The 26,389-nt window shown below is 51.5% G+C and carries 25 protein-coding genes, 6 tRNA genes and 3 pseudogenes; 18 read left to right on the top strand and 16 right to left on the bottom strand.

What is annotated here, in order from left to right:
- Positions 1-32 precede the first annotated feature (32 nt).
- The 3 genes from N7268_RS16645 to N7268_RS16635 are packed head-to-tail and all read left to right on the top strand — an operon-like array spanning position 33 to position 3,434.
- On the top strand, positions 33-1,730 hold the full coding sequence (locus N7268_RS16645) for a sensor histidine kinase (RefSeq protein WP_260863749.1): 1,698 nt from the start codon (positions 33-35) through the stop codon (positions 1,728-1,730).
- A gap of 14 nt (positions 1,731-1,744) precedes the next feature.
- Entirely contained in the window at positions 1,745-2,482 is a 738-nt protein-coding gene (ypdB, locus tag N7268_RS16640) for a two-component system response regulator YpdB (RefSeq protein WP_260863748.1), read from the top strand.
- 34 nt (positions 2,483-2,516) lie between these two features.
- On the top strand, positions 2,517-3,434 hold the full coding sequence (locus N7268_RS16635; RefSeq protein ID WP_260863747.1) for a M14 family metallocarboxypeptidase: 918 nt from the start codon (positions 2,517-2,519) through the stop codon (positions 3,432-3,434).
- 120 nt (positions 3,435-3,554) lie between these two features.
- On the opposite strand, the gene N7268_RS16630 is transcribed toward N7268_RS16635, so the two are convergent.
- The 5 genes from N7268_RS16630 to glk all read right to left on the bottom strand — a co-directional run bounded on the left by N7268_RS16630 (position 3,555) and on the right by glk (position 6,148).
- Positions 3,555-3,872 carry a DMT family transporter gene (locus N7268_RS16630; protein WP_198903438.1) on the bottom strand — a complete coding sequence of 106 codons (318 nt, stop codon included), beginning with the start codon at positions 3,870-3,872 and terminating at the stop codon, positions 3,555-3,557.
- 154 nt (positions 3,873-4,026) lie between these two features.
- Complete coding sequence (locus N7268_RS16625) at positions 4,027-4,227, bottom strand: hypothetical protein (RefSeq protein ID WP_260863746.1); 201 nt, start codon at positions 4,225-4,227, stop codon at positions 4,027-4,029.
- A gap of 123 nt (positions 4,228-4,350) precedes the next feature.
- Complete coding sequence (gene ndhC / locus N7268_RS16620) at positions 4,351-4,764, bottom strand: NADH-quinone oxidoreductase subunit A (protein ID WP_260863745.1); 414 nt, start codon at positions 4,762-4,764, stop codon at positions 4,351-4,353.
- Positions 4,765-4,938: a hypothetical protein gene (locus N7268_RS16615; protein WP_260863744.1), complete on the bottom strand. Its 174-nt coding sequence runs from the start codon at positions 4,936-4,938 to the stop codon at positions 4,765-4,767.
- A gap of 244 nt (positions 4,939-5,182) precedes the next feature.
- The gene (gene glk / locus N7268_RS16610; RefSeq protein WP_260863743.1) at positions 5,183-6,148 is read right to left on the bottom strand and encodes a glucokinase; all 966 of its coding nucleotides are present in this window, start codon (positions 6,146-6,148) and stop codon (positions 5,183-5,185) included.
- Positions 6,149-6,352: 204 nt separating this feature from the next.
- Between glk and N7268_RS16605 the strand changes: the two genes are divergently transcribed.
- A complete protein-coding gene (locus N7268_RS16605; RefSeq protein WP_260863742.1) occupies positions 6,353-7,588 on the top strand; it encodes an ion channel protein in 1,236 nt (411 codons plus the stop codon).
- Here N7268_RS16605 and N7268_RS16600 read toward each other — a convergent pair whose 3' ends face one another.
- Positions 7,589-9,241: an alpha-keto acid decarboxylase family protein gene (locus N7268_RS16600; RefSeq protein WP_260863741.1), complete on the bottom strand. Its 1,653-nt coding sequence runs from the start codon at positions 9,239-9,241 to the stop codon at positions 7,589-7,591.
- A 182-nt stretch (positions 9,242-9,423) separates the two neighbouring features.
- On the opposite strand from N7268_RS16600, the gene mgrA reads away from it, so the two are divergent.
- Both mgrA and ypeC read left to right on the top strand, forming a co-directional pair.
- On the top strand, positions 9,424-10,422 hold the full coding sequence (gene mgrA / locus N7268_RS16595) for an L-glyceraldehyde 3-phosphate reductase (protein WP_260863740.1): 999 nt from the start codon (positions 9,424-9,426) through the stop codon (positions 10,420-10,422).
- A 128-nt stretch (positions 10,423-10,550) separates the two neighbouring features.
- Entirely contained in the window at positions 10,551-10,877 is a 327-nt protein-coding gene (ypeC, locus tag N7268_RS16590; protein ID WP_260863739.1) for a DUF2502 domain-containing protein YpeC, read from the top strand.
- Positions 10,878-10,909: 32 nt separating this feature from the next.
- Here the strand turns inward: ypeC and N7268_RS16585 are convergent, their stop codons facing one another.
- Positions 10,910-12,148, bottom strand: coding sequence for an Nramp family divalent metal transporter (locus N7268_RS16585; protein ID WP_260863738.1), 1,239 nt, complete (start codon positions 12,146-12,148; stop codon positions 10,910-10,912).
- Positions 12,149-12,492: 344 nt separating this feature from the next.
- Between N7268_RS16585 and nupC the strand changes: the two genes are divergently transcribed.
- Positions 12,493-13,695, top strand: coding sequence for a NupC/NupG family nucleoside CNT transporter (gene nupC, locus N7268_RS16580; protein WP_198903425.1), 1,203 nt, complete (start codon positions 12,493-12,495; stop codon positions 13,693-13,695).
- A gap of 147 nt (positions 13,696-13,842) precedes the next feature.
- Here the strand turns inward: nupC and N7268_RS16575 are convergent.
- Positions 13,843-13,918: transfer RNA gene (locus tag N7268_RS16575), tRNA-Ala, on the bottom strand.
- 42 nt (positions 13,919-13,960) lie between these two features.
- Positions 13,961-14,036: transfer RNA gene (locus N7268_RS16570), tRNA-Ala, on the bottom strand.
- Between the two features lie 221 nt (positions 14,037-14,257).
- On the opposite strand from N7268_RS16570, the gene N7268_RS16565 reads away from it, so the two are divergent.
- Both N7268_RS16565 and N7268_RS16560 read left to right on the top strand, forming a co-directional pair.
- Entirely contained in the window at positions 14,258-14,620 is a 363-nt protein-coding gene (locus N7268_RS16565) for a YfeC-like transcriptional regulator (protein ID WP_198903424.1), read from the top strand.
- 1 nt (position 14,621) lies between these two features.
- A complete protein-coding gene (locus N7268_RS16560; RefSeq protein ID WP_260863737.1) occupies positions 14,622-15,014 on the top strand; it encodes a MerR family transcriptional regulator in 393 nt (130 codons plus the stop codon).
- Between the two features lie 56 nt (positions 15,015-15,070).
- Here N7268_RS16560 and gltX read toward each other — a convergent pair whose 3' ends face one another.
- Positions 15,071-16,486 carry a glutamate--tRNA ligase gene (gene gltX / locus N7268_RS16555; protein WP_260863736.1) on the bottom strand — a complete coding sequence of 472 codons (1,416 nt, stop codon included), beginning with the start codon at positions 16,484-16,486 and terminating at the stop codon, positions 15,071-15,073.
- A 258-nt stretch (positions 16,487-16,744) separates the two neighbouring features.
- Here gltX and N7268_RS16550 point away from each other — a divergent pair.
- The 4 genes from N7268_RS16550 to N7268_RS16535 all read left to right on the top strand — a co-directional run bounded on the left by N7268_RS16550 (position 16,745) and on the right by N7268_RS16535 (position 17,145).
- Positions 16,745-16,820: transfer RNA gene (locus tag N7268_RS16550), tRNA-Val, on the top strand.
- Between the two features lie 46 nt (positions 16,821-16,866).
- A tRNA-Val gene (locus tag N7268_RS16545) sits at positions 16,867-16,942 on the top strand.
- 47 nt (positions 16,943-16,989) lie between these two features.
- Positions 16,990-17,065 (top strand) — tRNA-Val (locus tag N7268_RS16540).
- 4 nt (positions 17,066-17,069) lie between these two features.
- Positions 17,070-17,145: transfer RNA gene (locus tag N7268_RS16535), tRNA-Lys, on the top strand.
- A 140-nt stretch (positions 17,146-17,285) separates the two neighbouring features.
- Here the strand turns inward: N7268_RS16535 and N7268_RS16530 are convergent.
- A pseudogene (locus N7268_RS16530) lies at positions 17,286-18,191 on the bottom strand (IS3 family transposase); the annotation flags it as partial.
- On the opposite strand from N7268_RS16530, the pseudogene N7268_RS16525 reads away from it, so the two are divergent.
- Both N7268_RS16525 and N7268_RS16520 read left to right on the top strand, forming a co-directional pair.
- A pseudogene (locus N7268_RS16525) lies at positions 18,179-18,259 on the top strand (hypothetical protein); the annotation flags it as partial. The pseudogenes N7268_RS16530 and N7268_RS16525 overlap by 13 nt on opposite strands.
- Positions 18,256-19,407, top strand: a complete 1,152-nt coding sequence (locus N7268_RS16520) for an IS30-like element IS30 family transposase (protein ID WP_001254932.1) — start codon at positions 18,256-18,258, stop codon at positions 19,405-19,407. The pseudogene N7268_RS16525 and the gene N7268_RS16520, both read left to right, overlap by 4 nt.
- 12 nt (positions 19,408-19,419) lie before the next feature.
- Here N7268_RS16520 and N7268_RS16515 read toward each other — a convergent pair.
- Positions 19,420-19,677, bottom strand: a pseudogene (locus N7268_RS16515) (transposase); the annotation flags it as partial.
- A 78-nt stretch (positions 19,678-19,755) separates the two neighbouring features.
- On the opposite strand from N7268_RS16515, the gene N7268_RS16510 reads away from it, so the two are divergent.
- Entirely contained in the window at positions 19,756-20,094 is a 339-nt protein-coding gene (locus tag N7268_RS16510) for a FlxA-like family protein (RefSeq protein WP_260863735.1), read from the top strand.
- Here the strand turns inward: N7268_RS16510 and N7268_RS16505 are convergent.
- Positions 20,085-21,011 (bottom strand): LysR family transcriptional regulator, encoded by a 927-nt coding sequence (locus N7268_RS16505; protein WP_198903420.1) that lies wholly within the window; start codon positions 21,009-21,011, stop codon positions 20,085-20,087. The two genes, N7268_RS16510 and N7268_RS16505, sit on opposite strands and share 10 nt — an antisense overlap.
- Before the next feature lie 89 nt (positions 21,012-21,100).
- On the opposite strand from N7268_RS16505, the gene N7268_RS16500 reads away from it, so the two are divergent.
- Entirely contained in the window at positions 21,101-22,099 is a 999-nt protein-coding gene (locus N7268_RS16500; RefSeq protein ID WP_260863734.1) for a bile acid:sodium symporter family protein, read from the top strand.
- On the opposite strand, the gene N7268_RS16495 is transcribed toward N7268_RS16500, so the two are convergent.
- From N7268_RS16495 to zipA, 3 genes are all read right to left on the bottom strand, one after another.
- On the bottom strand, positions 22,096-22,314 hold the full coding sequence (locus N7268_RS16495) for a DUF3820 family protein (RefSeq protein WP_260863733.1): 219 nt from the start codon (positions 22,312-22,314) through the stop codon (positions 22,096-22,098). The two genes, N7268_RS16500 and N7268_RS16495, sit on opposite strands and share 4 nt — an antisense overlap.
- A 1-nt stretch (position 22,315) precedes the next feature.
- A complete protein-coding gene (ligA, locus tag N7268_RS16490; RefSeq protein WP_260863732.1) occupies positions 22,316-24,331 on the bottom strand; it encodes an NAD-dependent DNA ligase LigA in 2,016 nt (671 codons plus the stop codon).
- Between the two features lie 71 nt (positions 24,332-24,402).
- Positions 24,403-25,395 (bottom strand): cell division protein ZipA, encoded by a 993-nt coding sequence (gene zipA / locus N7268_RS16485; protein WP_260863731.1) that lies wholly within the window; start codon positions 25,393-25,395, stop codon positions 24,403-24,405.
- A 232-nt stretch (positions 25,396-25,627) separates the two neighbouring features.
- Here zipA and cysZ point away from each other — a divergent pair, with 232 nt between their 5' ends.
- Positions 25,628-26,389, top strand: coding sequence for a sulfate transporter CysZ (gene cysZ, locus N7268_RS16480; protein WP_198903415.1), 762 nt, complete (start codon positions 25,628-25,630; stop codon positions 26,387-26,389).

Raw genomic sequence — 26,389 nt, 5'->3', positions numbered from 1 at the left:
ATAGAGGTTTAATCCTTTCGCAAGAGTCTCCCGTGCACGAAATATTCAATATGCTGCTGGCGGTGTTTGATCGGGCAGCGCTAATGCTGTTCTGCCTGTTTTTCCTGATTCGTATCCGCCTGTTTCGCGAACTGTTGCACAAGTCAGCGCACTCTCCGAAAGAGCTGCTCGCCGTTACCACCATTTTCTCAATGTTTGCCCTGTTCAGTACCTGGTCCGGCGTACCGGTAGAAGGTTCACTGGTTAACGTACGTATTATCGCGGTCATGTCGGGAGGGATTTTGTTCGGCCCGTGGGTCGGCGTCATCACGGGCGTCATTGCGGGCATTCACCGCTACCTGATCGATACTGGCGGTGTTACCGCTGTTCCGTGTTTTATTACCAGTATTCTGGCGGGTTGTATTGCCGGTTGGATCAACCGCAAGATCCCCAAAGTGCGTCACTGGCGCGCAGGGATTTTAGGCGGCATGTTATGTGAAACGCTGACGATGATTCTGGTCGTCGCCTGGGCCCCCACCACCGCGCTGGGGCTGGATATTGTCTCAAAAATCGGTATCCCGATGATCCTCGGCAGCGTCTGCATTGGCTTTATCGTCATGCTGGTACAAAGCGTTGAAGGAGAGAAAGAAGCCAGCGCCGCAAAGCAGGCCAAACTGGCTCTGGATATCGCCAACAAAACCCTGCCGCTCTTTCGCCACGTAAACAGCGAATCATTACGTCAGGTATGCGAAATTATACGTCATGATATCCATGCGGATGCGGTCGCCATTACCAATACCCAGCACGTTCTGGCTTACGTCGGCGTCGGAGAACTTAACTACCGTGATAGCGATGATTTCGTTAGCCCTACGACTCAGCAGGCGATAAATTACGGAAAAATCATCATTAAAAACAATGATGAAGCGCATCGCACACCGGAAATACACTCCATGCTGGTCATCCCGCTTTGGGAAAAAGGCATCGTGACCGGTACGCTGAAGATTTACTATTGCCACGCCCACCAGATAACCTCCTCATTGCAGGAAATGGCGATCGGGCTATCGCAGATTATCTCCACTCAGCTTGAAGTTTCCCGTGCCGAGCAGTTACGCGAAATGGCAAATAAGGCAGAGCTACGCGCGCTGCAAAGTAAAATAAATCCTCATTTCCTGTTTAATGCACTCAATGCGATTTCATCCTCTATTCGCCTGAATCCGGACACCGCACGTCAGCTCATTTTTAATTTATCGCGTTATCTTCGCTATAATATTGAATTAAAAGACGATGAGCAGATCGACATCAAGAAAGAGCTGTATCAAATCAAGGATTACATCGCCATCGAGCAGGCGCGCTTTGGCGATAAGCTCACCGTTATTTATGATATTGATGAAGAGGTAAACTGCTATATTCCCAGTTTGCTGATTCAGCCGCTGGTAGAAAACGCCATTGTTCATGGAATTCAGCCCTGTAAAGGGAAAGGCGTGGTCACGATCAGCGTTGCGGAGTGTGGTAATCGGGTACGGATCGCCGTCAGAGACACGGGCCACGGTATTGATCCGAAAGTGATTGAGCGAGTCGAGTCCAACGAAATGCCCGGTAATAAAATTGGTTTGTTAAATGTGCATCATCGCGTGAAGCTGCTCTATGGCGAGGGATTACATATTCGCCGTCTGGAGCCGGGTACAGAGATCGCATTTTTTGTGCCTAACCAGCACTCCCCCGCTGCCGCACCTGCGACCCTATTGCTTTAACCAGGAGTGAAGTTGTGAAAGTCATCATTGTTGAAGATGAATTCCTGGCCCAACAGGAACTTAGCTGGCTGATAAAAGAGCACAGCCAGATGGAGATCGCCGGCACGTTTGACGATGGTCTGGACGTACTGAAATATCTGCAGCACAACCGCGTTGACGCTATTTTTCTGGATATCAATATTCCCTCGCTGGATGGCGTGCTGCTGGCGCAAAACATCAGTCAGTTTGCGCATAAACCCTTTATCGTGTTTATCACCGCATGGAAAGAACATGCCGTTGAAGCGTTTGAACTCGAAGCCTTTGACTACATTCTGAAGCCATACCAGGAGTCACGAATTGTCGGCATGCTGCAAAAGCTGGAAACGGCGTGGCAGCAACAGCAGCAAACGGGAACCACACCGGCCAGTCCCGTGACGCGTGAAAATGACACCATTAACCTGATCAAAGATGAGCGGATCATCGTCACGCCGATCAACGATATCTACTATGCTGAAGCGCATGAAAAAATGACGTTTGTCTACACGCGGCGTGAATCGTACGTCATGCCGATGAACATCACCGAATTTTGCAGCAAGCTGCCCGCTTCACATTTCTTCCGCTGCCATCGGTCATTTTGCGTGAATCTCAACAAAATTCGCGAGATCGAACCCTGGTTCAATAACACGTACATTTTGCGGTTAAAAGATCTGGAATTTGAAATCCCGGTCAGCCGAAGTAAAGTGAAAGAGTTCAGGCAGTTAATGCATCTATAGCGCTTAACACTTTTATGACCCCGTAGAGTGAAATATGACAACAACACAGTTTTACCCAATCGGTACGCCGGGGCAGCCCTGGACTGAGAATGAAAAGAAACAGTGGCGCCAACGCCAGACACGTTCCAGATACTATAAGAACGATGTCCTTGATGTACTCCAGCAGTTAACACACCGCGATGAGATTAATCAGTACGGCGAGTTGCATTATGGTGATGATGTTTACCCGTTGATGGCCGTGAAATCAAAAGACTGGGACGATAGTCTGCCCATCGCGCTCATTACGGGTGGCGTTCATGGTTATGAAACCAGCGGCGTTATGGGTGCTCTGGATTTTCTCTCGCAGTGCCAGCATGAATATGCGGGAAAAGTTAACTTATTGGTTGTGCCCTGTGTCAGCCCCTGGGCTTATGAGCACATTGCCCGGTGGAACTACCATGCCGTCGATCCCAATAGACAATTTTACCCGGAGGGCAATGCGGAAGAATCACAGCTGTTGATGGCGCTCATCGCCCCGCTAAAAGGACAGTTTGTCGTACACATTGATCTGCATGAAACGACAGATACCGATGGTAGTGAATTCGGTCCTGCCCTGGCTGCCAGGGAAGGGGTGCAGTATAAACCGGAGTATATTCCTGATGGATTTTACCTGGTCAGTGACACGCAGAACTCACGGCTCGACTTCCAGCACGCTATCATTTCCGCGGTGAAAGACGTGACGCATATTGCCCCTTCAGATGCCAGCGGAACCATGCTCGGTTATCCGGTAATTTGCCCCGGTGTCGTTGAATACGACAACAACGCATATCATTTATGCGCAACGATCACCGGCGCCCCGTTTACGACAACAACGGAAGTGTATCCCGACAGTGCTGAAACCTCTTTGGCGGAATGCATCAAGGCACAGGTTGTCGCTATCCGCCGTGCGATTGAATTCGCTTTAGCAAACTGATGGTTCAGGCCGGGAGGCTATCCCGGCCTGTAAGTGATCTTCGACGTGTTCTGCGTCATTCCCCCGTTTTTGCCTCCCAGCCCGTATTACTGAAACTCACGAACAGGCAGGCACACGCCTTTATTTCGTGGCAAGTTTGAGCAATACGACACCGGAAATGATCAGCCCGACGGCAAGCAGACGGGTAAAGTTAATGGCTTCACCAAACAGCGTGATTCCCACAACAAAAGCGCCCACAGCGCCGATCCCCACCCAAATCGTGTAAGCGGTCCCCAGAGGCAATGACTTCATGGAATACGCCAACAGACCGAAACTGAAAAGCATAAAGAAGAGGGTCACTGCGCTGGGTATAAGCCGTGTAAAGCCGTGCGATTCTTTCATCGCAGATGCCCATACCACTTCAAAAATACCTGCCAGAAACAGAGATAACCATGCCATCGTAATATCCTTAAACAAGGGTCGTCCCTAAGGAAATGATATCGCGGCAGGTCGTCCTGCACGGATTCCGAAATAACCGGTATCAGTATTGATAACAGACGAAGCCGGTCGTGTTCCCCCCCCCGCTCCGTCACATACATCGCTTTCGGAGCTATTAATTCAACTCCGTTTTTTTCACAATCCAACTAAAGAAACGACCTGTTAGCCCACCCAGACATGCCATTCCCAGAGAAAGCGTTATATATACCCACGGCATCGTATCTGCCGGGAATACGGATAACTGTCCAAGCAACTGACTGATAAAAAATCCAGAAAGAAAACCAACCAGCGTGAATAACCACACGAATTTACTCATGATAAAACCTTATCATCCTGTTAAGGGTCGTCCCTTGATTTAACGGAACACGACGGGTCGTCCCGGCGCTAAATTCGTTGTCGATGTTTATTTGGCGCATACTCTCGTCACACATGCCGGTTTTCAGTCTTCAATTCTCTTTCGGGTGGTTATTTTTCTGTCATGCCCGCCATTCAGCACCCCCATACGTGATTCGTAAACAAGCCCAACCAGGAGGATCAGCACAAAGATGCCTGCCGCAATAAAACCGCTCCAGCCGACTTCCCTTACCGATATGGCATAAGCGAACAGGAACAATGCTTCCGCCTCAAAAATGAGAAAAAGGATCGCGACCAGATAAAATTTAATGGACAGCCTCAACCGTGCGCTGCCGACAGGCACTATCCCGGATTCAAAAGGTTCATGTTTACTCTGTCCGGAGGAACGCCCACCCAAAAATCGGGCTAACAGAAGCAGTAACGCACTGATGGAAATCGCACCGATGATAAATATCGCCAGTGGCCAGTGATGGGAGAATTCCCCCATATTCGGGCTCATTCAGACCTCCTGATTGTCGGTCAGATGACAGCCTGCCCCCAGGGCAAGCCAGCTAAAAGAGCGACAGTCGACCACGCGCAACGGAGATTGAGGCAGAATGCTGAACGCAAAAGCATCAGAGGCGAACAATAAAAGTAATGACGTTGCTGAACTGCAGAGACATGAACGGTCCATAAGATCTTCCTGGTGAAGAATGGGCCGTCCCGATTGATGGATCGTACCAGAGGTCGTCCTCAGGTAGATATAATGTTAAATCGCTGATCACTATAACATCACTTATTTTTACTGCCCAGTGTTTAAGGCAATAATTCTGGCAACGCCAGACACAGCGCTATGCATAACGCATTAATTTTCAAACAGAAAAGGGATAAACAGATGAATATGCCGGAGACGCACCGTGCGCCATCCGGCAATGGTCTTACAGAATATGACCGAGCGTCTGGCGCAGATGGGCACCGGACCCCAGCAGACCAGGGTTGTCATGCACAATCAGATAAACGGGGATGTCCTGCACGTAAGCTTTAAAACGTCCTTTATCTTCAAAACCGCCGCGAAAACCTGACGCTTTAAAGAACGCGAGGAAACGCGGCACAATGCCACCCGCAATGTAAACGCCGCCAAACGTGCCCAGCGTTAATGCCAGATCACCACCGAATCGCCCCATAATGACGCAAAACAGCGACAATGCACGACGACAATCAATACAGGAATCAGCCAGCGCGCGCTCAGTGATATCCTTCGGTTGCAGATTTTCCGGCAGCCGCCCGTCAGACTTCACGATTGCACGGTACAAATTCACCAGCCCCGGACCGGACAATACGCGTTCCGCCGAAACGTGACCAATCTCTGCGCGCAGGACCTCAAGGATAATCGCCTCTTCTTCGCTGTTCGGCGCAAAATCCACATGGCCCCCTTCGCCTGGCAGGCTCACCCAACGTTTATCAACGTGTACCAAATGCGCCACACCCAGGCCAGTTCCCGCGCCATAAACCGCAATGGGTTTGCCTTCAACAGGCTCAGTGCCGCCAAACTGAATCAAATGCTCTTTTTTCAGCATCGGGATCGCCATCGACACGGCGGTGAAATCGTTAATGATCTCCAGATGGCTGAAGCCGAGATTCTTTTTCATTTCAGCAATAGAAAATGCCCAGGTGTGGTTGGTCATCGCCACCCAATCGCCGGTAATCGGACAGGCAATAGCAATACACCCGTCCTCAACGCTGACGCTATGCTCATCCAGGTATACGCGAACAACGGCTTCCAGACTGGGATAATCCAGCCCCGAATAGGTTTTTGCCTGCGAAATCTCGCCGCTGGCAATATCGCACAGAGCAAGACGCGCGTTGGTGCCGCCAACATCACCTACTAAAGCATATTTTGTCATTCTTCTACTGCTCCGCTAAAGTCAAAATGAATCTTTGCCACACTGTAAATTCATGGGGGCATAACAACAACGGCCTGGAGGCTGACGCCCCTGGAATATCGATCCAGGTCACAGAATTACTTTATCGTTTCAGCACCATTTGCAGCGATGCCGCCAGGCAGACTGTGCAAACTACATCGATGACTCTGTATGAAGGAATAAAAAATGCTCCATCCGCGAGCCAGAACGATGCTCTTGTTATCAGCGCCTGCATTGATTATTGGCGTAGCCTCCAGTCTGGTGTTGTTGGTGGTAATGAAAGCCGCCTCCGTTTTACAGCAATTTTTATGGGAACGTCTGCCCGTTAGCATCGGTATTGCCCATGATTCCCCGTTCTGGATTATCGGAATGCTCACCCTGACCGGGATAATGGTCGGGTTAATCATTCGCTACAGCCAGGGCCATGCCGGGCCGGATCCTGCCTGTGAACCCCTCATCGGTATGCCGGTTCCAACGTCAGCATTACCAGGCCTGCTGGCAGCGCTTATTCTGGGTCTGGCAGGTGGCGTCAGTTTGGGTCCGGAACACCCGATTATGACCGTGAATATCGCCCTGGCCGTCGCAATCGGCAGCCGCCTGTTTCCCCGTATAGGTAAACTGGACTGGACCATTCTCGCCTCTGCTGGCACCATCGGCGCGCTATTTGGCACCCCGGTAGCTGCCGCACTGATATTTTCTCAAACCCTGAATGGCTCCAGTGATGTTCCCTTATGGGATCGCCTGTTTGCCCCGTTAATGGCAGCCGCAGCTGGCGCACTGACAACCAGTCTGTTCTTCCATCCCCATTTTTCGTTACCCATTGCTCGCTACACGCAAATGCAGCTGACCGATATCTTCAGCGGGGCGATCGTCGCCGCTATCGCCATTGCCGCGGGCATGGTGGCAGTGTGGTGTTTACCGCGTTTGCATCACCTGATGCATCGCCTGAAACACCCGGTGCTGATCCTTGGGGTTGGCGGTTTTATCCTCGGTATTTTGGGCGTTATCGGTGGGCCGATGACGCTATTTAAAGGTCTGGATGAAATGCAGCAAATGGCTTTTAGCCAGACGCTGGGCGCATCGGACTATTTCATGCTCGCCATCATTAAGCTGGCCGCACTGGTGGTCGCCGCCGCCAGCGGTTTTCGCGGTGGACGTATTTTTCCGGCGGTGTTCGTTGGCGTGGCGCTGGGACTTATGCTGCATGCCCATGTCGAAGCTGTTCCTGCGGCTATAACGGTCTCTTGCTCCATTCTGGGCCTGGTGCTGGTTGTCACACGTGATGCATGGTTGAGCCTGTTTATGGCAGCAGTGGTGGTACCCGATTCCACCCTGCTGCCGCTGCTGTGCATCGTGATGCTCCCTGCCTGGCTGCTGTTAGCAGGAAAACCGATGATGATCGCCGAACGTCCTGATAAGTAACTACCCTCCGTTACGGGACTCCAGCGCACGGGTGACCGTGCGCAACAATTCAGGCAAATCGGCTTTCGGTAACATCACTTCAATCAACGAAAGCCGCTGTGGAGACGCCAGGCGATTCAACACCTCCTCCAGTTGGATAGCCTGAGTCACACGCCAGCATTCCGCCTGACATTCACGGCTTAACGCCTGCGGCACCAGCGTCCAGTTCCAGCCCGCAATATCGTTATAGCGTTGGTCTGCCCCGTGAATAGCTCGCTCCACGGTATAGCCGTCGTTATTGAGCAGCAAAATAACCGGCGACTGCCCCTCTCTGAGCATTGACCCCAGTTCCTGGATAGTGAGTTGCGCAGCGCCATCGCCAATGATCAGGATCACCCGACGCTCCGGGCATGCTGTTTGTGCACCAAATGCGGCCGGTAACGCGTAGCCAATAGACCCCCATAGCGGCTGGACCAGCACTTCAGCCCCCGGAGGTAATGAGAGCGTCGCGGCACCAAAGGCCGCCGTGCCCTGATCGACAAGGATAATATCGTCAGGTGCCAGATAGTGCTGCACGGTATGCCAGAAGTTTTCCTGCGTCAGCGGCCCTTTTTCAATCGGGACTGCCCTGACCGAAGGATGCTCAGGGGGGAGAGAAAATGACAATTCCAGACACACCTCACGCAGCGTGGTGACCGCCTGTTCCATAGGGATATTGAACCAGCGAGTTCCGATACGTGAGGCATGCGGCTGAACCTCAATGGTACGCTCCTGCGGCAATTGTTGGGTAAAACCGGCGGTTAACGTATCGACAAATTGCGTGCCGACACAGATAACCGTGTCGGCATCCTCTATCGCCTGGCGCACAAAATCACTACTGGCTCCGGCGCTATAAGTCCCCACAAACGCCGGATGACGCTCATCAAAAAGTCCTTTCCCCATCAACAGCGTGGCGTGAGCCATCGGCGTTTCCGCCATCCAGCGTTGCAATACGGGCTGTAAACCAAAACGTTGCGCGAGAAAATCCGCCAGCAATGCCACTCGCGGGCTGTCCAGCAGTTGCTCACGAGCCTGGTAGCGAAACGCGTCTGCTACACTGCTTTCCGGTTCATTCAGCGGAACAATCAGCATGTCGCGCGGTGCCGTGGCGGGCTGCTTCGCAATATCGGCAGGAAGCATCAGGTAACCGGGTCTGCGCTCAGTGAGCATTGCCCAGAGCACACGGTCTATTTCGTAGCAGGCATTTTGTTCATCCAGTATTGCGCTGGCCGTGGTCACCGCCTGTTGCATGCGATAAAAATGCTGAAAATCCCCGTCGCCGAGGGTGTGATGCATAAGCTCGCCACGACGCTGAGCACCGCGACATGGCGCCCCCACAATATGCAAAACGGGGACGTATTCTGCGTAGCTACCTGCTATGCCATTAATCGCGCTTAGCTCTCCCACACCAAATGTGGTGAGTATCGCCCCCGCCCCTGCGACCCGGGCGTAGCCATCCGCCGCGTAAGCCGCATTTAATTCGTTGGCACACCCGACCCAACACACATCGGGATGGGCAATCACGTGATCAAGAAATTGCAAATTATAATCACCCGGCACACCAAAGAGATGGCCAATACCACAACCTGCCAACCTGTCCAGCAGATAATCAGCAACGGAATACGGGGTTTGCATGACAGCTATCCTTCTGACGGTAACCTCATGTTGAGTATCGAAGAACTGTGATGCCTGTCCAGGGAAGTCGCTGTGAAGGGGGTGGAAAGTAAGATGTACAGTTTTCATCCAAAAATTTAATTGCAGTCGACCTTGTGTAAACGTATACACTCAATGACACACCTTATCCGACAGGAGGCTTCATGGTTTATCAGGCTGATGAAAATCGTTACCAGACAATGGCGTATCGCCGCTGTGGCCAGAGCGGATTAAAGCTCCCCATCATTTCTCTGGGCTTATGGCACAACTTTGGCGATACCACGCAGGTAGAGAACAGCCGGGCGTTGTTGCAGCGTGCTTTCGATCTGGGCATCACCCATTTTGATCTCGCCAACAACTATGGTCCGCCGCCGGGGTCGGCAGAACGTAATTTCGGACGTATCTTGCAGGAAGATTTTTTACCGTGGCGTGATGAGCTCATTATCTCCACCAAAGCAGGCTACACCATGTGGGAAGGTCCTTATGGGGACTGGGGTTCGCGTAAATACCTGATTGCCAGCCTCGACCAAAGCCTGAAACGGATGGGGCTGGAGTATGTGGATATCTTCTATCACCATCGCCCCGATCCGGAAACACCGCTCAAAGAAACCATGAAGGCACTGGATCATATCGTCCGTCAGGGCAAAGCGCTCTATGTCGGTCTGTCGAACTATCCTGCCGATCTTGCCAGGCAGGCCATTGAGATCCTCGATGATTTGGGCACGCCATGCCTGATTCACCAGCCTAAATATTCCATGTTTGAACGCTGGGTCGAAGGCGGCTTGCTCACTCTGCTACAGGAAAAAGGGGTTGGCAGTATCGCCTTCTCTCCGTTAGCGGGCGGGCAATTAACGGACAGATACCTGAACGGGATTCCTGCCGATTCTCGTGCCGCAAGTGGCAGCCGTTTTCTGAACCCGGATCAGATAACGCCAGAGAAACTAGAGAAGGTTCGCTTACTCAACGCGCTGGCTGAACGACGGGGACAAAAGCTCTCCCAAATGGCGTTAGCCTGGGTGTTACGGGAAGATAAGGTCACCTCGGTTCTGATTGGCGCCAGTAAACCTGCGCAAATAGAAGATGCGGTGGGCATGCTGGCGAACCGGCATTTCTCTGCCGAGGAATGTGCGGAGATTGATGTAATCCTGGGTTGTTTGAAATAAAGACACATTTATTAACAAAAAGTGCTCTCCCTCGTGATTTAAGAGTTAAGGCGATGAAACGGGGCTTTACTGCCCCGTAATATTACGTTAACAGGCCGGCTACGGCTCGATCGTGAAGGAGAGAAAACATGTTCAGGTCACTGATTCTGGCGGCAGTCTTATTGGCTTTTACACCGCTGGCTGCAAACGCTGGTGAAATCACCCTGCTGCCATCAATAAAATTACAAATTGGCGATCGCGACAATTACGGTAACTACTGGGATGGTGGGCGCTGGCGTGACCGGGACTACTGGCACAATAACTACGAATGGCGCAAAAACCGTTGGTGGCGTCATGACAACGGCTATCATCGCGGTTGGGATAAACGTAAAGCCTACGAGCGCGGTTATCGTGAAGGCTGGAACGACCGTGACGACCACCGGGGTCATGGACGAGGTCATAAACACCATCATTAATGTAACAAAAGAGCCTGCGGGCTCTTTTGTTTTTACAAACCGAGCGCGGTTCCCACCAGCAGCCAGATATTCAGCGCCACCACCAACACAACAATCATCCAGCCAAGCTGTTTTACCCAACGGGTGTTCACCAAATCGCCCATCAGTTTGCTGTCGCTAGTAAAGATCAGCAGCGGTACCAGCGCCAGTGCAATACCGAAACTGAGCAATACCTGGCTCATCACCAGAATACGGGTGGGGTCCAGCCCCATCAAAATAACGATAAACGACGGCATCATGGTGACGGTACGGCGTACCCATAATGGAATGTGAAAGCGGATAAACCCTTGCATAACAACCTGCCCCGCCAGCGTCCCGACAACGGTAGAGGAGAGACCTGCTGCCACCAGGCTTAAACCAAAAACCGTCGCCGCAGCGTGGCTCAATAATGGCTCAAGCGTCAGATAAGCCTGATCAAGGTCGGCAATACCGGTATGCCCGCTAAAGTGAAATGCAGCCGCTGCCGTTGCCATCATCGCCAGATTCACAAACCCGGCAATCGTCATCGCAATGGCAACATCCCATTTAGTGGCCGCATAGCGCTGTTGCCGCGTCCCGCCGTGCAGATGCTGGGTTAAAGAAGAATGCAGATAAATGACGTGTGGCATAATCGTAGCGCCGAGCACACCGGCTGCCAGAAATACGGCTTCAGAATTGGGCAGACTGGGAATAATCATCCCCTTGCTCAACTGCGCCAGGTTAGGTTGGGAAAAAATCAGCTCGACGATGTACGCCGCAGCCACAAACAACAGTAGCCCGCCAATCACTTTTTCCAATGGTTTTTGTCCACGGCGCTGCAGCATCAGGATCAAGAAGGTTGCAATACCGGTAAGTACAGCCCCTTGTAACAACGAAACGCCAAGAATCAACTTGAAGCCAATTGCCGCACCGATAAACTCAGCCAGATCCGTCGCCATGGCGATAATTTCGGCCTGCACCCAATAAAACCAGACCACCGGGCGCGGATAATGATCGCGAATTTGTTCTGCCAGATTTTTGCCTGTGGCAATCCCCAGCTTTGCGGACAGCACCTGAATCAGCATCGCCATCAGATTTGCCCAGACGACGACCCACAGCAGTTTATAGCCAAAGCTCGCCCCTGCCTGGATATTCGTGGCAAAGTTACCCGGATCGATGTACCCGATCGCCGCGATGAACGCAGGTCCCATTAATGCGAGCTTCAACTTGCGCGCTGCCCGTCCACTGCTACTCTCAACGCGATCGTTCGTCATTTTAGTACCTCAGAAACATAGCCTTTGCTATGTTTCAAGCTACGCCTATTGAGAATGATTATCAAATTCATTTTGATGGGTGAAATTGATTTCTCTGATAGCGTTGGTCTATGGATTAATAAGAAATCTGGAAATACCGGCGAGATGTTTGATTATTGTTATGAGATTAGCACAATGACATAACTTTTCACTTCCATACTAAACATAACGGAAGTGTATCGCTGATCACTAATTTTGAATCTCGTCACAGGTCCTTATTATAGTGTGTGTTTGATCTCGTTTTCTTTGGTGTTGTTACATAGAATGTGCACGGAAATTAAACCTGCCTCATATTTGGAGCAAATATGGACCGCGTTCTTCATTTTATCCTGGCCCTTGCCGTGGTTGCGGTACTCGCACTGCTGGTAAGCAGTGACCGTAAAAAAATTCGCATTCGTTATGTTATTCAATTGCTTGTTATCGAAGTGTTACTGGCCTGGTTCTTCCTGAACTCTGATGTCGGTCTGGGCTTCGTGAGAGGCTTCTCCGAGATGTTTGAAAAACTGCTCGGGTTCGCTAATGAAGGGACAAACTTTGTCTTCGGCAGCATGAACGATAAAGGCCTGGCATTCTTCTTCCTGAAAGTGCTTTGCCCTATCGTCTTCATTTCCGCTCTGATCGGTATTCTGCAGCACATCCGCGTTCTGCCGGTTATCATCCGCGCAATTGGTTTCCTGTTATCCAAAGTTAACGGTATGGGTAAACTGGAATCCTTCAACGCCGTCAGCTCCCTGATCCTGGGTCAGTCTGAGAACTTTATCGCCTATAAAGATATTCTCGGCAAAATGTCACGCAACCGCATGTACACCATGGCAGCAACGGCAATGTCCACTGTTTCCATGTCCATCGTGGGCGCGTACATGACCATGCTGGAACCAAAATATGTCGTTGCGGCACTGGTTCTGAACATGTTCAGCACCTTTATCGTACTGTCGCTTATCAACCCTTACCGCGTTGATGCCAGCGAAGAAAACATCCAGATGTCCAACCTGCACGAAGGCCAGAGCTTCTTCGAAATGCTGGGTGAGTACATCCTGGCAGGTTTCAAAGTTGCCATTATCGTTGCAGCGATGCTGATTGGTTTCATCGCGCTGATTGCCGCGCTGAACGCCCTGTTCGCTACCGTAACCGGTTGGTTTGGCTACAGCATCTCCTTCCAGGGCATCCTGGGTTACATCTTCTATCCGGTTGCATGGGTGATGGGTGTGCCGTCCAGCGAAGCACTGCAGGTGGGCAGTATCATGGCGACCAAACTGGTTTCCAACGAATTCGTTGCGATGATGGATCTGCAGAAAATCGCCTCTACGCTCTCTCCACGTGCGGAAGGTATCCTCTCTGTGTTCCTGGTTTCCTTTGCTAACTTCTCGTCTATCGGGATTATCGCAGGCGCAATTAAAGGCCTGAACGAAGAGCAAGGCAACGTGGTTTCCCGCTTTGGTCTGAAGCTGGTTTACGGCTCTACGCTGGTGAGCGTGCTGTCTGCATCTATCGCAGCGCTGGTGCTGTAAGGCAACATCGTAGTAATAAGACCGGGGAGATTAAGATTCTCCCCGGTTTTTTTATGCCCGCAATTTGGCTATCGGTGCAAAGAAACGAGAGAATCAGGCAGGAAGCAGAAACAAAAAACCCCCGCTTTTCAGCGAGGGTTTCAATTTTGGTGGAGCTAAGCGGGATCGAACCGCTGACCTCTTGCATGCCATGCAAGCGCTCTCCCAGCTGAGCTATAGCCCCACGATGCTTTTACGTACGTACCAAATTCTTTGGGATTAAATTTGGTGGAGCTAAGCGGGATCGAACCGCTGACCTCTTGCATGCCATGCAAGCGCTCTCCCAGCTGAGCTATAGCCCCGTCACGTAAAGCTTGTCGAGTTGACGGGCGGCATCATATGAATTCCCTTCGCATGTGTCAACGGCAAAATGAACTCACAGAATTCAATCGCTGAAAAAGCAGACAAATGAAGAACATTGCGCAGCAACTCGCATTCAGTAGTTAAACGCGTCACGGTTTCGACTAAAATGGTGCTATAAAATGACCCCCTAATTAACCCCACGACTACTCAGGGAATCGTTATGTTCAAGGAACGGATGACGCCAGAAGAACTTGCTAATCTGACCGGATACAGCCGACAGACAATCAATAAATGGGTTCGCAAGGAAGGCTGGGCTACATCACCAAAACCAGGCGTTCAGGGCGGAAAAGCCCGTCTGGTTCACGTTACCGAACAAGTTCGTGAATATATCCGCAGTGCTGAGCGTTCTGCTGAAGGCCTATCAGATAATTTTTCATCAGCAGGTGATACCTCTATCGAAGCACTGCTGATAAGACTCGCCCAAGAAATGACGCCATCAGAACAGAAAATGTTTACGTCATTGATCCTGCGTGAAGGCATTACGGGTCTGTTACAACGCTTAGGGATCCGCGACAACAAATAATATGAAAAAATTACGCAGCAAAATGACGACCGAAGAACTGGCTGAGTGTCTTGGTGTCGCCAAACAAACCGTCAATCGCTGGGTCAGAGAACAAAACTGGAAGACCGAAAAGTTTCCCGGCGTGAAAGGGGGTCGTGCCAGGCTTATTCATATTGATGGCGGTGTCCGCGAGTTTCTACTCAATATTCCCGCGTTCCGCAAGGTCCCTGAGTTTTATCAGGCTGAAGAGCCGCTTGCAGAATATACACACGTCGTTCGTAACCCTGCGTGGCGTCAAATCGTTAACGCAGTGGATAACATGTCACCGACAGAACAGGAAAAACTGGCACTCTTTCTTTCCCGTGAAGGTATCCGCAGTTTTCTCGCCCGTCTGGGTATTGATGAATCTGAATAAACACCAAAAAAAACGGCAGGATGTTCTCCTGCCGTTTTTATCTGTATCAACGAGTCTTACTGCTGATTTTCACGTTCCACAATAAACGCCAGCGCCTTGTTAATACGTTCAATGCTGCGAGATTTACCAATCGCATGCACCGTTACGTCTAACGCAGGAGACTGACCTGCGCCAGTCACAGCGACACGCAGCGGCATCCCGACTTTGCCCATACCGACTTCCAGCTCATCAGCGGTTGCCTGAATCGCATGATGCACGTTTTCTGCCGTCCACTCGCTGATAGCAGCCAGCTTGTCACGCACCACTTCCAGCGGCTGACGTGCAACCGGACGCAGGTGTTTTTTCGCTGCGTCAGCATCAAACTCAGCAAAGTCTTCGTAGAAGTAGCGGCAGCTCTGCGCCATCTCTTTCAGCGTCTTGCAGCGCTCACCCAGCAGTTTCACCAGCTCGGACAACTGCGGACCTACGCGGGTGTCGATATTTTCTTGTTCAATGTGCCATTGCAGATGCGTCGCCACATACTCTGGTGCCAGCGTATTGATGTAATGATGGTTCAGCCACTGGAGTTTCTCCGTGTTGAACGCACTCGCAGACTTGCTCACCGCGCCCAGAGAGAACAGTTTGATCATCTCTTCACGAGTGAAGATTTCCTGATCGCCGCTGGACCAGCCCAGACGTACCAGATAGTTCAGCAACGCTTCCGGCAGGTAGCCGTCGTCACGATACTGCATTACGCTCACCGCGCCATGACGTTTGGACAGCTTTTTACCGTCATCGCCATTAATCATCGATACGTGCGCGTAAACCGGCACCGGCGCGTTCAGTGCTTTCAGGATGTTGATCTGACGCGGGGTGTTGTTGATATGGTCTTCACCGCGAATAACATGGGTGATTTCCATATCCCAGTCGTCAACCACAACACAGAAGTTATAGGTTGGGGAGCCATCGGTACGGCGGATGATCAGATCGTCCAGCTCCTGGTTGCTGAATTCGATCGGCCCACGGATCTGGTCATCAAAAATAACGGAACCGTCCTGCGGGTTAGCGAAACGCACCACACAAGGCTCATCGTCTGCATGATGTTCATGACCATGACGGCAGCGACCGTCGTAACGCGGCTTCTCACCTTTCGCCATCTGCTCTTCACGCAACTGTTCCAGACGCTCTTTGGAGCAGTAGCATTTATACGCGGTGCCCGCTTCCAGCATGTCATCAATGACGGCGTTATAGCGATCAAAACGTTTGGTCTGGAAGTACGGACCCTCATCCCATTCCAGATTCAGCCAGTTCATGCCATCCATAATGGCTTCAATAGCTTCCGGTGTGGAGCGTTCGAGATCGGTGTCTTCAATACGCAGCACAAACTCACCGCCATGGTTACGTGCAAAAAGCCAGGAATAAAGAGCAGTACGCGCACCGCCGACGTGCAGATAACCTGTCGGGCTAGGCGCGAAGCGAGTTTTGATTTTCATGAAATGGCCTTACGTTTATAAAGATGCCGACAACCGGCAAATCCTGGGAAGATTATCAGGCTGGTATTCTATCACCGTGGTCTGATTCCTCAATGTTGTTCAGGTTGGAACATCACGCTTTGCCATTTTCGTATACAAATCATGCCGTGCGGATTGTTTTGCGATCGTTTTGTTTAAATTTACGACGAACGAACAATTTCTTTTGAAAATGCGTTGACTCATTTTCAACTCTCCCTATAATGCGACTCCACACAGCGGGGGTGATTAGCTCAGCTGGGAGAGCACCTCCCTTACAAGGAGGGGGTCGGCGGTTCGAACCCGTCATCACCCACCAACTACTTTATGTAGTCTCCGCCGTGTAATGTAAGAAATTGAGAAGTGGGTGATTAGCTCAGCTGGGAGAGCACCTCCCTTACAAGGAGGGGGTCGGCGGTTCGATCCCGTCATCACCCACCACTTTCTCGCCAGCTGGATTTCTTACAAAAAATGTGAAGTACCGAAGTGGGTGATTAGCTCAGCTGGGAGAGCACCTCCCTTACAAGGAGGGGGTCGGCGGTTCGATCCCGTCATCACCCACCACTTCGGGTCGTTAGCTCAGTTGGTAGAGCAGTTGACTTTTAATCAATTGGTCGCAGGTTCGAATCCTGCACGACCCACCAATGTAAAAAAGCGCCCTAAAGGCGCTTTTTTGCTATCTGCGATTTATAAGATTTAAACGCGTCATTTACGTTTAATCATACTGAAGATCAACAGCCAAATGCCGATACTCATGTTTTATGGCGTGAGGACTCTGAAGTCGTCAACTAAAACTGGCCACAGCTTTAGAGTTTTTCCAGTATCGGTTTTCCGATTCGTTTGGGGGTAACCCACCGTTATAGTCATGCGGCCTTAGCGAGCTGTAATAACCGACGATATAGTCTGTGATCGCATGAGCAGCTTCGCTAAAGTTTATATAACCTGTCACTGGCACCCACTCGTTTTTCAGACTTCTGAAGAAGCGTTCCATCGGGCTGTTGTCCCAACAGTTTCCACGTCGGCTCATACTCTGCCTGATCCGGCAACGCCACAGTAACTGCCGGAACTGCCTGCTTGTATAGTGGCTACCCTGGTCACTGTGGAACATCACTCCGGCTGGTTTACCGCGAGTTTCCCACGCCATTTCCAGCGCTTTGATGGTCAGCCTGCTGTCTGGTGAGAATGACATTGCCCAGCCCACCGGTTTCCTTGCGAACAGATCGAGAACAACAGCGAGGTAAGCCCAACGCTTGCCTGTCCAGATATACGTCACATCGCCGCACCACACCTGATTAGGCTCTGTCACTGCGAACTGTCGCTCAAGGCGATTCGGGATAACGATGTGTTCATGACCACCGCGTTTATACCGGTGGGTAGGTTGCTGACAACTCACCAGCCCCAGTTCTTTCATGAGCCTGCCGGCAAGCCAGCGTCCCATTCTGAAGCCTCTCAGGGTTGCCATAATCGCTATACTTCTTGCGCCAGCAGAGCCATGGCTGATGTTATGCAGCTCCAGAACCTGACTGCGTAACACCGCTCGCCTGCCGTCTGGCTTTTCGGGGCTTTTTTCCCAGTATTTGTAGCTGCTGCGATGAACCCCGAACACGTGGCAGAGTGTGACCACAGGATACTGCGCTCTGAGTTTCCCGATTAACGAGAACTGTTCAGGGAGTCTGACATCAAGAGCGCGGTTGTAGATTCAATTGGTCAACGCAACAGTTATGTGAAAACATGGGGTTGCGGAGGTTTTTTGAATGAGACGAACATTTACAGCAGAGGAAAAAGCCTCTGTTTTTGAACTATGGAAGAACGGAACAGGCTTCAGTGAAATAGCGAATATCCTGGGTTCAAAACCCGGAACGATCTTCACTATGTTAAGGGATACTGGCGGCATAAAACCCCATGAGCGTAAGCGGGCTGTAGCTCACCTGACACTGTCTGAGCGCGAGGAGATACGAGCTGGTTTGTCAGCCAAAATGAGCATTCGTGCGATAGCTACTGCGCTGAATCGCAGTCCTTCGACGATCTCACGTGAAGTTCAGCGTAATCGGGGCAGACGCTATTACAAAGCTGTTGATGCTAATAACCGAGCCAACAGAATGGCGAAAAGGCCAAAACCGTGCTTACTGGATCAAAATTTACCATTGCGAAAGCTTGTTCTGGAAAAGCTGGAGATGAAATGGTCTCCAGAGCAAATATCAGGATGGTTAAGGCGAACAAAACCACGTCAAAAAACGCTGCGAATATCACCTGAGACAATTTATAAAACGCTGTACTTTCGTAGCCGTGAAGCGCTACACCACCTGAATATACAGCATCTGCGACGGTCGCATAGCCTTCGCCATGGCAGGCGTCATACCCGCAAAGGCGAAAGAGGTACGATTAACATAGTGAACGGAACACCAATTCACGAACGTTCCCGAAATATCGATAACAGACGCTCTCTGGGGCATTGGGAGGGCGATTTAGTCTCAGGTACAAAAAACTCTCATATAGCCACACTTGTAGACCGAAAATCACGTTATACGATCATCCTTAGACTCAGGGGCAAAGATTCTGTCTCAGTAAATCAGGCTCTTACCGACAAATTCCTGAGTTTACCGTCAGAACTCAGAAAATCACTGACATGGGACAGAGGAATGGAACTGGCCAGACATCTAGAATTTACTGTCAGCACCGGCGTTAAAGTTTACTTCTGCGATCCTCAGAGTCCTTGGCAGCGGGGAACAAATGAGAACACAAATGGGCTAATTCGGCAGTACTTTCCTAAAAAGACATGTCTTGCCCAATATACTCAACATGAACTAGATCTGGTTGCTGCTCAGCTAAACAACAGACCGAGAAAGACACTGAAGTTCAAAACACCGAAAGAGATAATTGAAAGGGGTGTTGCATTGACAGATTGAATCTACAGTAGCCTTTTTTAATATGTCGTTTTCCATTTCAATGCGTTGTAGCTTTTTCTTCAGCTCACGTATTTCAATCTGTTCCGGGGTTATAGGGGAGGCTTTAGGTATTTTGCCCTGTCGTTCATCCCGCAACTGCTTTACCCATCGCGTCATGGTAGAAAGACCCACATTCATAGCACTGGCCGCAGCTGCAACGGTGTAGTTCTGATCAAGGACCAGTTGAGCGGATTCGCGTTTAAACTCTGCGCTGAAATTTCTTTTTTTCATTGGGACACCTGTATTGTTCTGAGATGAGCATATCACCTCTGTTCAGGTGGCCAAATTCAGTAAACCACTTCACTCCGTATGACGACCATCAACATCTCAACCCCTTCAGTTCAAAGTAACAGCAGCGGCAAAGCCTCTGCCGGCAACTCTCTCTCTGCCCAAATTGCGCAGATCACCCAAAAAATAACCAAACTGACGCAGCAATTGAAAGACATCCCGAATGGCGGCGGCAGCGCGGAAGAGAAACAAAAACAGCAAGAGCTGATTCAGACACAAATTAAGATGCTGCAAGCGCAACTGGCCCAGCTTCAGCGCCAACAGGCTGAAGAGTTACAACAGAAACAGGAGCAGACCGCATTGAAAGCTGAAGGAATTAATACCCCTTCCGATGCGCATCAGGTGGATATTTATATCTGATACAGCGGATCGCATACTCGACCGGCGGTTAACTCACTGGCCTGCGTACGCACGACATTCCACAATGCCTGAGCGGCGGTTGAGAGCGACCGGTTTTTGCGTCGCGCCAGCATCAGTTGCCGTTCAACCACGGGTGTCAGGCGTTTGACCTGCAGATGGCTTCCCTGCGGTAGCGGTAACGCCAGCGCGGGTAATACGCTGATACCAATCCCCGCTTCCACCATCGGAAAAATAGTCGCCGGGTGCCCGATCTCCTGAACGATGTCCGCATTGATGGCAAAATGAGACAGCGCCGCGTCAATCAGCGGCCGACTGCCGGAAGCGTAATCCTGCAGCACCAGGCGTTCATTCTGCAGATCCTGCCAGTTAACCCACTCACGCTCCGCTAACGGATGATCCTGCCTGCACAACAGCAAAAAGGGTTCGGATAATACCGCTTCACATTGCAGATCCGTCACCGCCCCGGGATCGATCACAATGCCGAAATCCACCTCCCCCTGACGGATACTCTCCAGCACCCACTGCTGTGGCCTGTCGTGCAGCACAAAATCGATAGCGGGATAAAGCTGATTACTCTGTGCAATACACTGCGGAATGAGATGAGCAGAGATCGTCTGGCTGGCCGCCACACGTACCGTGCCAGTTAATTGTGTCCCCACCTGACCGGCCTCACGTAACGTGCTATGCAGCTCATCCAGAACACGCTCCAACCGTGCCGCCAGCTGTTGCCCTGCTTCCGTCAGCACCACTTCTCGCGTTGTGCGATCCAGCAGCCTGACACCCGTCTGCCTTTCCAGCTCCTTGACGCTATGACTGACCGCAGACTGACTTAAACCAATAATATCCCCCGCCCGACTAAAACTTTTGGCCTGAGCGACGGTGACAAAGATACGCAACTGACGCAGAGAATAATTCATCTATTTCATTCATATATGGATGCAATAAATCAATTTTATTTCTCAAACAGAAAAAAGCAAAATGTTGCTACCGAATTTCAGGAGCTTTTATGAAACTTTTTCGTATCCTTGATCCGTTCACGCTAACGCTTATTGCGGTCGTTTTACTGGCCTCCTTTTTTCCGGCTGAAGGCGGTTTTGTTCCTTTCTTTGAAGGCCTAACCACCGCCGCTATCGCCCTGCTGTTTTTTATGCACGGGGCAAAGCTCTCGCGTGAAGCCATCATTGCCGGCGGGAGTCACTGGCGTCTACATCTGTGGGTCATGTGCAGCACTTTTGTGGTGTTCCCGGTGCTGGGGGTGCTGTTCGCCTGGTGGGCGCCGGTCAATGTTGATCCGATGCTGTATACCGGTTTTCTGTACCTGTGTATTTTGCCTGCGACGGTCCAGTCTGCTATCGCCTTTACGTCGCTGGCCGGCGGTAACGTGGCCGCGGCCGTTTGCTCCGCTTCAGCCTCCAGCCTGCTGGGTATTTTTCTCTCGCCGCTGCTGGTCGGGCTGGTGATGAATATACATGGTGCCGGCGGCAGTCTGGAGCAGGTTGGAAAAATCATGCTGCAACTGCTGCTACCGTTCGTGCTGGGGCATCTCTCGCGCCCGTGGATTGGTGAGTGGGTTTCGCGGCATAAGAAATGGATAGCGAAAACGGATCAGTCTTCCATTTTGCTGGTGGTTTACTCCGCTTTCAGCGAAGCAGTGGTTAACGGTATCTGGCACAAAGTGGGAGTGGGGTCTCTGCTGTTTATCGTTGTTGTCAGCATCGTATTGTTGGCACTGGTGATCGGGATAAACACTTTTGTGGCGCGGAAATGCGGCTTCAACAAAGCCGATGAGATCACCATTGTATTCTGCGGCTCGAAAAAGAGTCTGGCGAATGGTGTCCCAATGGCGAATATTTTGTTCCCAACGTCAGTGATTGGGATGATGGTACTGCCGTTGATGATCTTCCATCAAATTCAGCTCATGGTGTGCGCCGTGCTGGCGCGTCGTTATAAGCGCCAGACTGACGTATTACAGGCGCAGCAAAAAAACCGCGCCGCGAAGGCTTAAAGCGGGCGTTTCAGGGGCAGCACTAACTGTATCAGCCCCTCTGTTTTAATGAGCAGCGTAATTTGCATCAGTTCACCGAGCTTACCCGGCGGAAATTCATCCTTACGGGCAAACCACAGCAAATACTCTTCCGGAACATCAATCAGCCGACGCCCTTTATATTTACCAAAGGGCATCACGGTATTGGCGATGTCTATCAGCTGCTCTTTTTCCATCTCAGGCACCCAGTAAGCGGATCATTTCAGCTTCATCAATCACGGCAATCCCCAGCTCCTGCGCTTTTGCCAGTTTTGAGCCCGCCGCTTCGCCCGCAATCACCAGATCGGTTTTCTTCGACACACTGCCCGCCACTTTTGCCCCCAGCGCGGTCAATCGCGCTTTCGCATCATCACGAGACATCTGGCTCAGGCTCCCGGTGAGCACCACCGTTTTACCCGCAAAGGGGCTATCAATCTCTTCGGCATTGATAACGACAGGTGCAGGCCAGTGAATTCCTTGCGCCAGCAACTGCGCGATCACCTCGCGGTTGCTCTCTTCGGCAAAGAAGTTAAACACATGTGTGGCCACCACAATCCCGACATCAGGGACTTTTTGCAGCTCGTCAATGGTGGCGGCTTCCAGCGCATCCAGGGTGCCAAAATAGGCAGCCAGACCCGCAGCGGTCGCTTCACCCACTTCGCGAATACCAAGCGCATAGAGGAAGCGGGCAAAGGTTGTTTCCTTCGCGTTTTCCAGCGCATTTACCACGTTTTGCGCCGACTTGGGTCCCATGCGATCCAGTCCGGTGAGTTTACCCGCCGTCAGCGTAAAGAGATCGGCCGGTGTATGGACGTACTCTTTCTCGACCAGTTGATCAATGATTTTGTCGCCCATGCCATCAACATCCAGCGCACGGCGGGAGACAAAGTGTTTAAGTGATTCCTTACGCTGAGCGCCGCAGATGAGGCCACCGGTACAGCGGGTGACCGCCTCGCCTTCCACACGTTCAACGTCAGAGCCACAGACCGGACATTGGGTCGGAAATTCAATTTCCCGCGTTTCTTCCGGGCGCTCAGTAAGCACCACGTTAACAACCTGTGGGATCACATCACCAGCCCGACGAATCACCACTTTGTCACCGATACGCAATCCCAGACGCTCGATTTCATCAGCATTGTGCAACGTCGCATTACTGACCAGCACCCCGGCAACCTGGACAGGTTCAAGACGGGCGACGGGAGTAATCGCGCCGGTACGTCCTACCTGAAACTCCACATCACGCACAAACGTCATCTGTTCCTGCGCCGGAAACTTAAACGCCACGGCCCAGCGCGGCGCGCGAGCAACGAAGCCGAGTTGTTCCTGCAACGCCATTGAGTTGACTTTAATCACCACACCGTCAATGTCGAAGCCGAGTGTCGGTCGGTCCTCTTCCACTTGATGGTAGAACGCCAGAACAGCTTCAGGCGAATCGCACAGCGTCACCCTGTTACTGACCGGAAGTCCCCACTCTTTGAATTGCAGCAAGCGACCCAGATGGGTATCGGGCAGTTCGCCGCCTTCCAGTACCCCCACCCCATAGCAGAAGAAAGTGAGCGGTCGCTTCGCCGTAATACGCGGATCGAGCTGACGTAATGAACCTGCCGCAGCGTTACGCGGGTTCGCAAACACTTTGTTGCCCGTACGGCGCGCTTCTTCATTGATTTTTTCAAACCCAGCCTGCGGGAGGAACACTTCTCCACGCACTTCCAGACGAGCCGGAATATTGTCACCACGCAGTTTTAACGGGATAGCGCGAATGGTACGCACATTGGAGGTAATGTCCTCGCCCGTAGTACCATCGCCGCGCGTTGCGGCACTGACCAGTACGCCATTTTCATACAGGATACTGACCGCCAGACCATCCAGCTTCAGTTCGCAGCACCAGGTCAGCTTGTCGGTACTCTTCAGCCTGTCCTGCACGCGTTTATTGAAGGCGAGAAAACTCTCTTCATCAAAGACGTTATCCAGTGACAACATCGGCACTTCATGGCGGATCTGGCTAAATGCCGCCAGCGGAGCGGCCCCTACACGTTGAGTTGGCGAGTCGGGCGTAAGCAATTCAGGATGTTGGGCTTCCAGCTCACGCAATTCGCGCATCAGGCGGTCGTACTCCGCATCGGGAATTTCCGGTGCGTCCATCACATGGTAAAGATACTCATGATGGCGAAGCGTGGTTCGCAGCTCTGTCAGTTGTTGTTCGATTGATTCCATATCGCACCATCAATGATAAAAAACCCCCGACAGGCGGGGGTTCAGAAAAGGGATGTCACGCCAGAAAAAAATCAGGCGTTAGATTCTTTCACTTCGCGGATGCGGTCCTGATACTCGCGCAGTTTCTGCGGCGTCATCATTCGACGTTGATCGTCGAGCACCACACCACCGACTTCATCGGCAATGTGCTGCGCGGACTGCAGCATCAGCTTAAAGTTTTGCAGCTCATCTCCGTAGGATGGCACCTGCATAAAGATAGTGACGCCTGGCGTTGTGAAATCACCGCTCATCTCAGGATCAAAGGTTCCCGGATTCACCATGTTAGCAAGGCTGAACAGCGACGGGCCACTGCCATCCGGGCTGAGATGACGATGGAAGATATTCATATCGCCAAATTTAAAGCCAGCCTGCAGAATGCTGCTCAGCAGGACTTCACCGTTAAGCTCACTGCCGTGATGGGCCGCGACGTTCATAATGATCACCGCTTCTTTACGCTGCGGTTTTTCAGCAACTGCCGGCGCTTCTTCGACCACCGGTTCAGGCTGTGGTTGCGACTCAACAACCGGCTCCGCTGGCTGGAAAGTTTGCGGGGCTTGCTGCACTGGCTGCGCTGTAGGCTGAACCTGCGGAGCGACAGGCTGCGGCTGCATCGGCTGATGTACCGGCTGCTGAGGCTGCTGATGTTGTACAGGCTGATGAGGCTGCTGAACATGCGGCGGCGGTACCTGCGCTTCAGCGGGCTGCTGCGCGGGTTGACGCGGCTGAGCAGACGCATACGGCGGCTGGTACTGGTGTTGCGGCGACTGAGGAGGAACGCCATGTTCCTGAGCATTGCCGGGAGCATGATTCACACGATGCACGCGAACTTCGCCCACGCCTTCGTCTTCCTCGACGTTGTCGTCGAACGAATCCTCGTCATCACGTTTAGACTTCATGCGTTTCAGTGGGCGATCGCGGAATATAGAAGACCGTTCTTTACGGCTAGTCCAGAAACCATGTACCAGTAAAGCGATTATGGCGATCGCGCCAACAATGATTAATATCAGACGCAAATCCTGCATCATTATATTCTCTGTTGTTCTAACACCTTGCCACCACGGCAAACATTTACTTACTAAGAGTATTTGTCGATTACGTCAAGTGCAAGTGCACTCTCGACTTTCACTGCATAAAGATGAATAAAATCGTGCTTTTTGCTGTTTTTTCGAACATTTCCGAACTGGCCTATGCTCGACAACCGAGTAAGATAAGCAAAGTTTACCCAGGGGTTTATATAATACGGAGCATATCCTGACTATGGTTTCATCATCTGCAGTTATATCACGCAGCGGTTTTTATTACTTCTCTCAGGGATGGAAGCTCATCACCCAGCCTGGGATCCGTCGCTTTGTCATCTTACCTCTGCTGGTCAATATCCTCCTGATGGGCGGTGCATTCTGGTGGCTATTCAGCCAACTGGATAGCTGGATCCCTTCACTGATGAGTCATGTCCCGGACTGGCTGCAATGGCTTAGCTATCTCCTGTGGCCGATTATAACGCTTTCCGTGCTGTTGGTGTTTGGTTACTTTTTCTCCACGCTTGCCAACTGGATTGCCGCGCCGTTTAACGGTTTGCTGGCAGAACAACTGGAAGCGCGTTTAACGGGCGCAACTCCGCCGGATGTCGGCGTTTTCGGCATCATGAAAGATGTGCCACGGATAATGAAGCGTGAATGGCAGAAGCTGGCCTGGTATCTCCCGCGCGCCCTTGTATTGTTGATCCTCTACTTTATTCCAGGGATTGGGCAAACTATCGCACCGGTACTGTGGTTCTTATTCAGCGCATGGATGCTGGCCATTCAGTATTGCGATTACCCGTTCGATAACCACAAAGTTCCGTTTAAAGAGATGCGCACGGCTCTGCGCACACGCAAAGTCACCAATATGCAGTTTGGCGCACTGACCAGCTTGTTCACCATGATTCCGGTGCTCAATCTGTTCATCATGCCGGTTGCGGTATGCGGCGCCACGGCGATGTGGGTTGACTGCTATCGTGCTAAACATGCGTTATGGAAGTAA

Source organism: Citrobacter sp. Marseille-Q6884 (assembly GCF_945906775.1).
In the GTDB taxonomy this organism is placed as follows: Bacteria; Pseudomonadota; Gammaproteobacteria; order Enterobacterales; family Enterobacteriaceae; genus Citrobacter.
Note: the sequence above shows the minus strand (reverse complement) of the source record. Positions and strands in the feature narration are given on the sequence as shown.

What these genes read in the sequence shown, in the direction of transcription:
- N7268_RS16635 (WP_260863747.1), top strand. Translation starts at nt 2,517, where the DNA reads ATGACAACAACACAGTTTTACCCAATCGGTACGCCGGGGCAGCCCTGG.
- N7268_RS16630 (WP_198903438.1), bottom strand. Translation starts at nt 3,872, where the DNA reads ATGGCATGGTTATCTCTGTTTCTGGCAGGTATTTTTGAAGTGGTATGG.
- N7268_RS16625 (WP_260863746.1), bottom strand. Translation starts at nt 4,227, where the DNA reads ATGAGTAAATTCGTGTGGTTATTCACGCTGGTTGGTTTTCTTTCTGGA.
- ndhC (WP_260863745.1), bottom strand. Translation starts at nt 4,764, where the DNA reads ATGAGCCCGAATATGGGGGAATTCTCCCATCACTGGCCACTGGCGATA.
- N7268_RS16615 (WP_260863744.1), bottom strand. Translation starts at nt 4,938, where the DNA reads ATGGACCGTTCATGTCTCTGCAGTTCAGCAACGTCATTACTTTTATTG.
- glk (WP_260863743.1), bottom strand. Translation starts at nt 6,148, where the DNA reads ATGACAAAATATGCTTTAGTAGGTGATGTTGGCGGCACCAACGCGCGT.
- N7268_RS16605 (WP_260863742.1), top strand. Translation starts at nt 6,353, where the DNA reads ATGCTCCATCCGCGAGCCAGAACGATGCTCTTGTTATCAGCGCCTGCA.
- N7268_RS16600 (WP_260863741.1), bottom strand. Translation starts at nt 9,241, where the DNA reads ATGCAAACCCCGTATTCCGTTGCTGATTATCTGCTGGACAGGTTGGCA.
- mgrA (WP_260863740.1), top strand. Translation starts at nt 9,424, where the DNA reads ATGGTTTATCAGGCTGATGAAAATCGTTACCAGACAATGGCGTATCGC.
- ypeC (WP_260863739.1), top strand. Translation starts at nt 10,551, where the DNA reads ATGTTCAGGTCACTGATTCTGGCGGCAGTCTTATTGGCTTTTACACCG.
- N7268_RS16585 (WP_260863738.1), bottom strand. Translation starts at nt 12,148, where the DNA reads ATGACGAACGATCGCGTTGAGAGTAGCAGTGGACGGGCAGCGCGCAAG.
- nupC (WP_198903425.1), top strand. Translation starts at nt 12,493, where the DNA reads ATGGACCGCGTTCTTCATTTTATCCTGGCCCTTGCCGTGGTTGCGGTA.
- N7268_RS16565 (WP_198903424.1), top strand. Translation starts at nt 14,258, where the DNA reads ATGTTCAAGGAACGGATGACGCCAGAAGAACTTGCTAATCTGACCGGA.
- N7268_RS16560 (WP_260863737.1), top strand. Translation starts at nt 14,622, where the DNA reads ATGAAAAAATTACGCAGCAAAATGACGACCGAAGAACTGGCTGAGTGT.
- gltX (WP_260863736.1), bottom strand. Translation starts at nt 16,486, where the DNA reads ATGAAAATCAAAACTCGCTTCGCGCCTAGCCCGACAGGTTATCTGCAC.
- N7268_RS16520 (WP_001254932.1), top strand. Translation starts at nt 18,256, where the DNA reads ATGAGACGAACATTTACAGCAGAGGAAAAAGCCTCTGTTTTTGAACTA.
- N7268_RS16510 (WP_260863735.1), top strand. Translation starts at nt 19,756, where the DNA reads ATGACGACCATCAACATCTCAACCCCTTCAGTTCAAAGTAACAGCAGC.
- N7268_RS16505 (WP_198903420.1), bottom strand. Translation starts at nt 21,011, where the DNA reads ATGAATTATTCTCTGCGTCAGTTGCGTATCTTTGTCACCGTCGCTCAG.
- N7268_RS16500 (WP_260863734.1), top strand. Translation starts at nt 21,101, where the DNA reads ATGAAACTTTTTCGTATCCTTGATCCGTTCACGCTAACGCTTATTGCG.
- N7268_RS16495 (WP_260863733.1), bottom strand. Translation starts at nt 22,314, where the DNA reads ATGGAAAAAGAGCAGCTGATAGACATCGCCAATACCGTGATGCCCTTT.
- ligA (WP_260863732.1), bottom strand. Translation starts at nt 24,331, where the DNA reads ATGGAATCAATCGAACAACAACTGACAGAGCTGCGAACCACGCTTCGC.
- zipA (WP_260863731.1), bottom strand. Translation starts at nt 25,395, where the DNA reads ATGATGCAGGATTTGCGTCTGATATTAATCATTGTTGGCGCGATCGCC.
- cysZ (WP_198903415.1), top strand. Translation starts at nt 25,628, where the DNA reads ATGGTTTCATCATCTGCAGTTATATCACGCAGCGGTTTTTATTACTTC.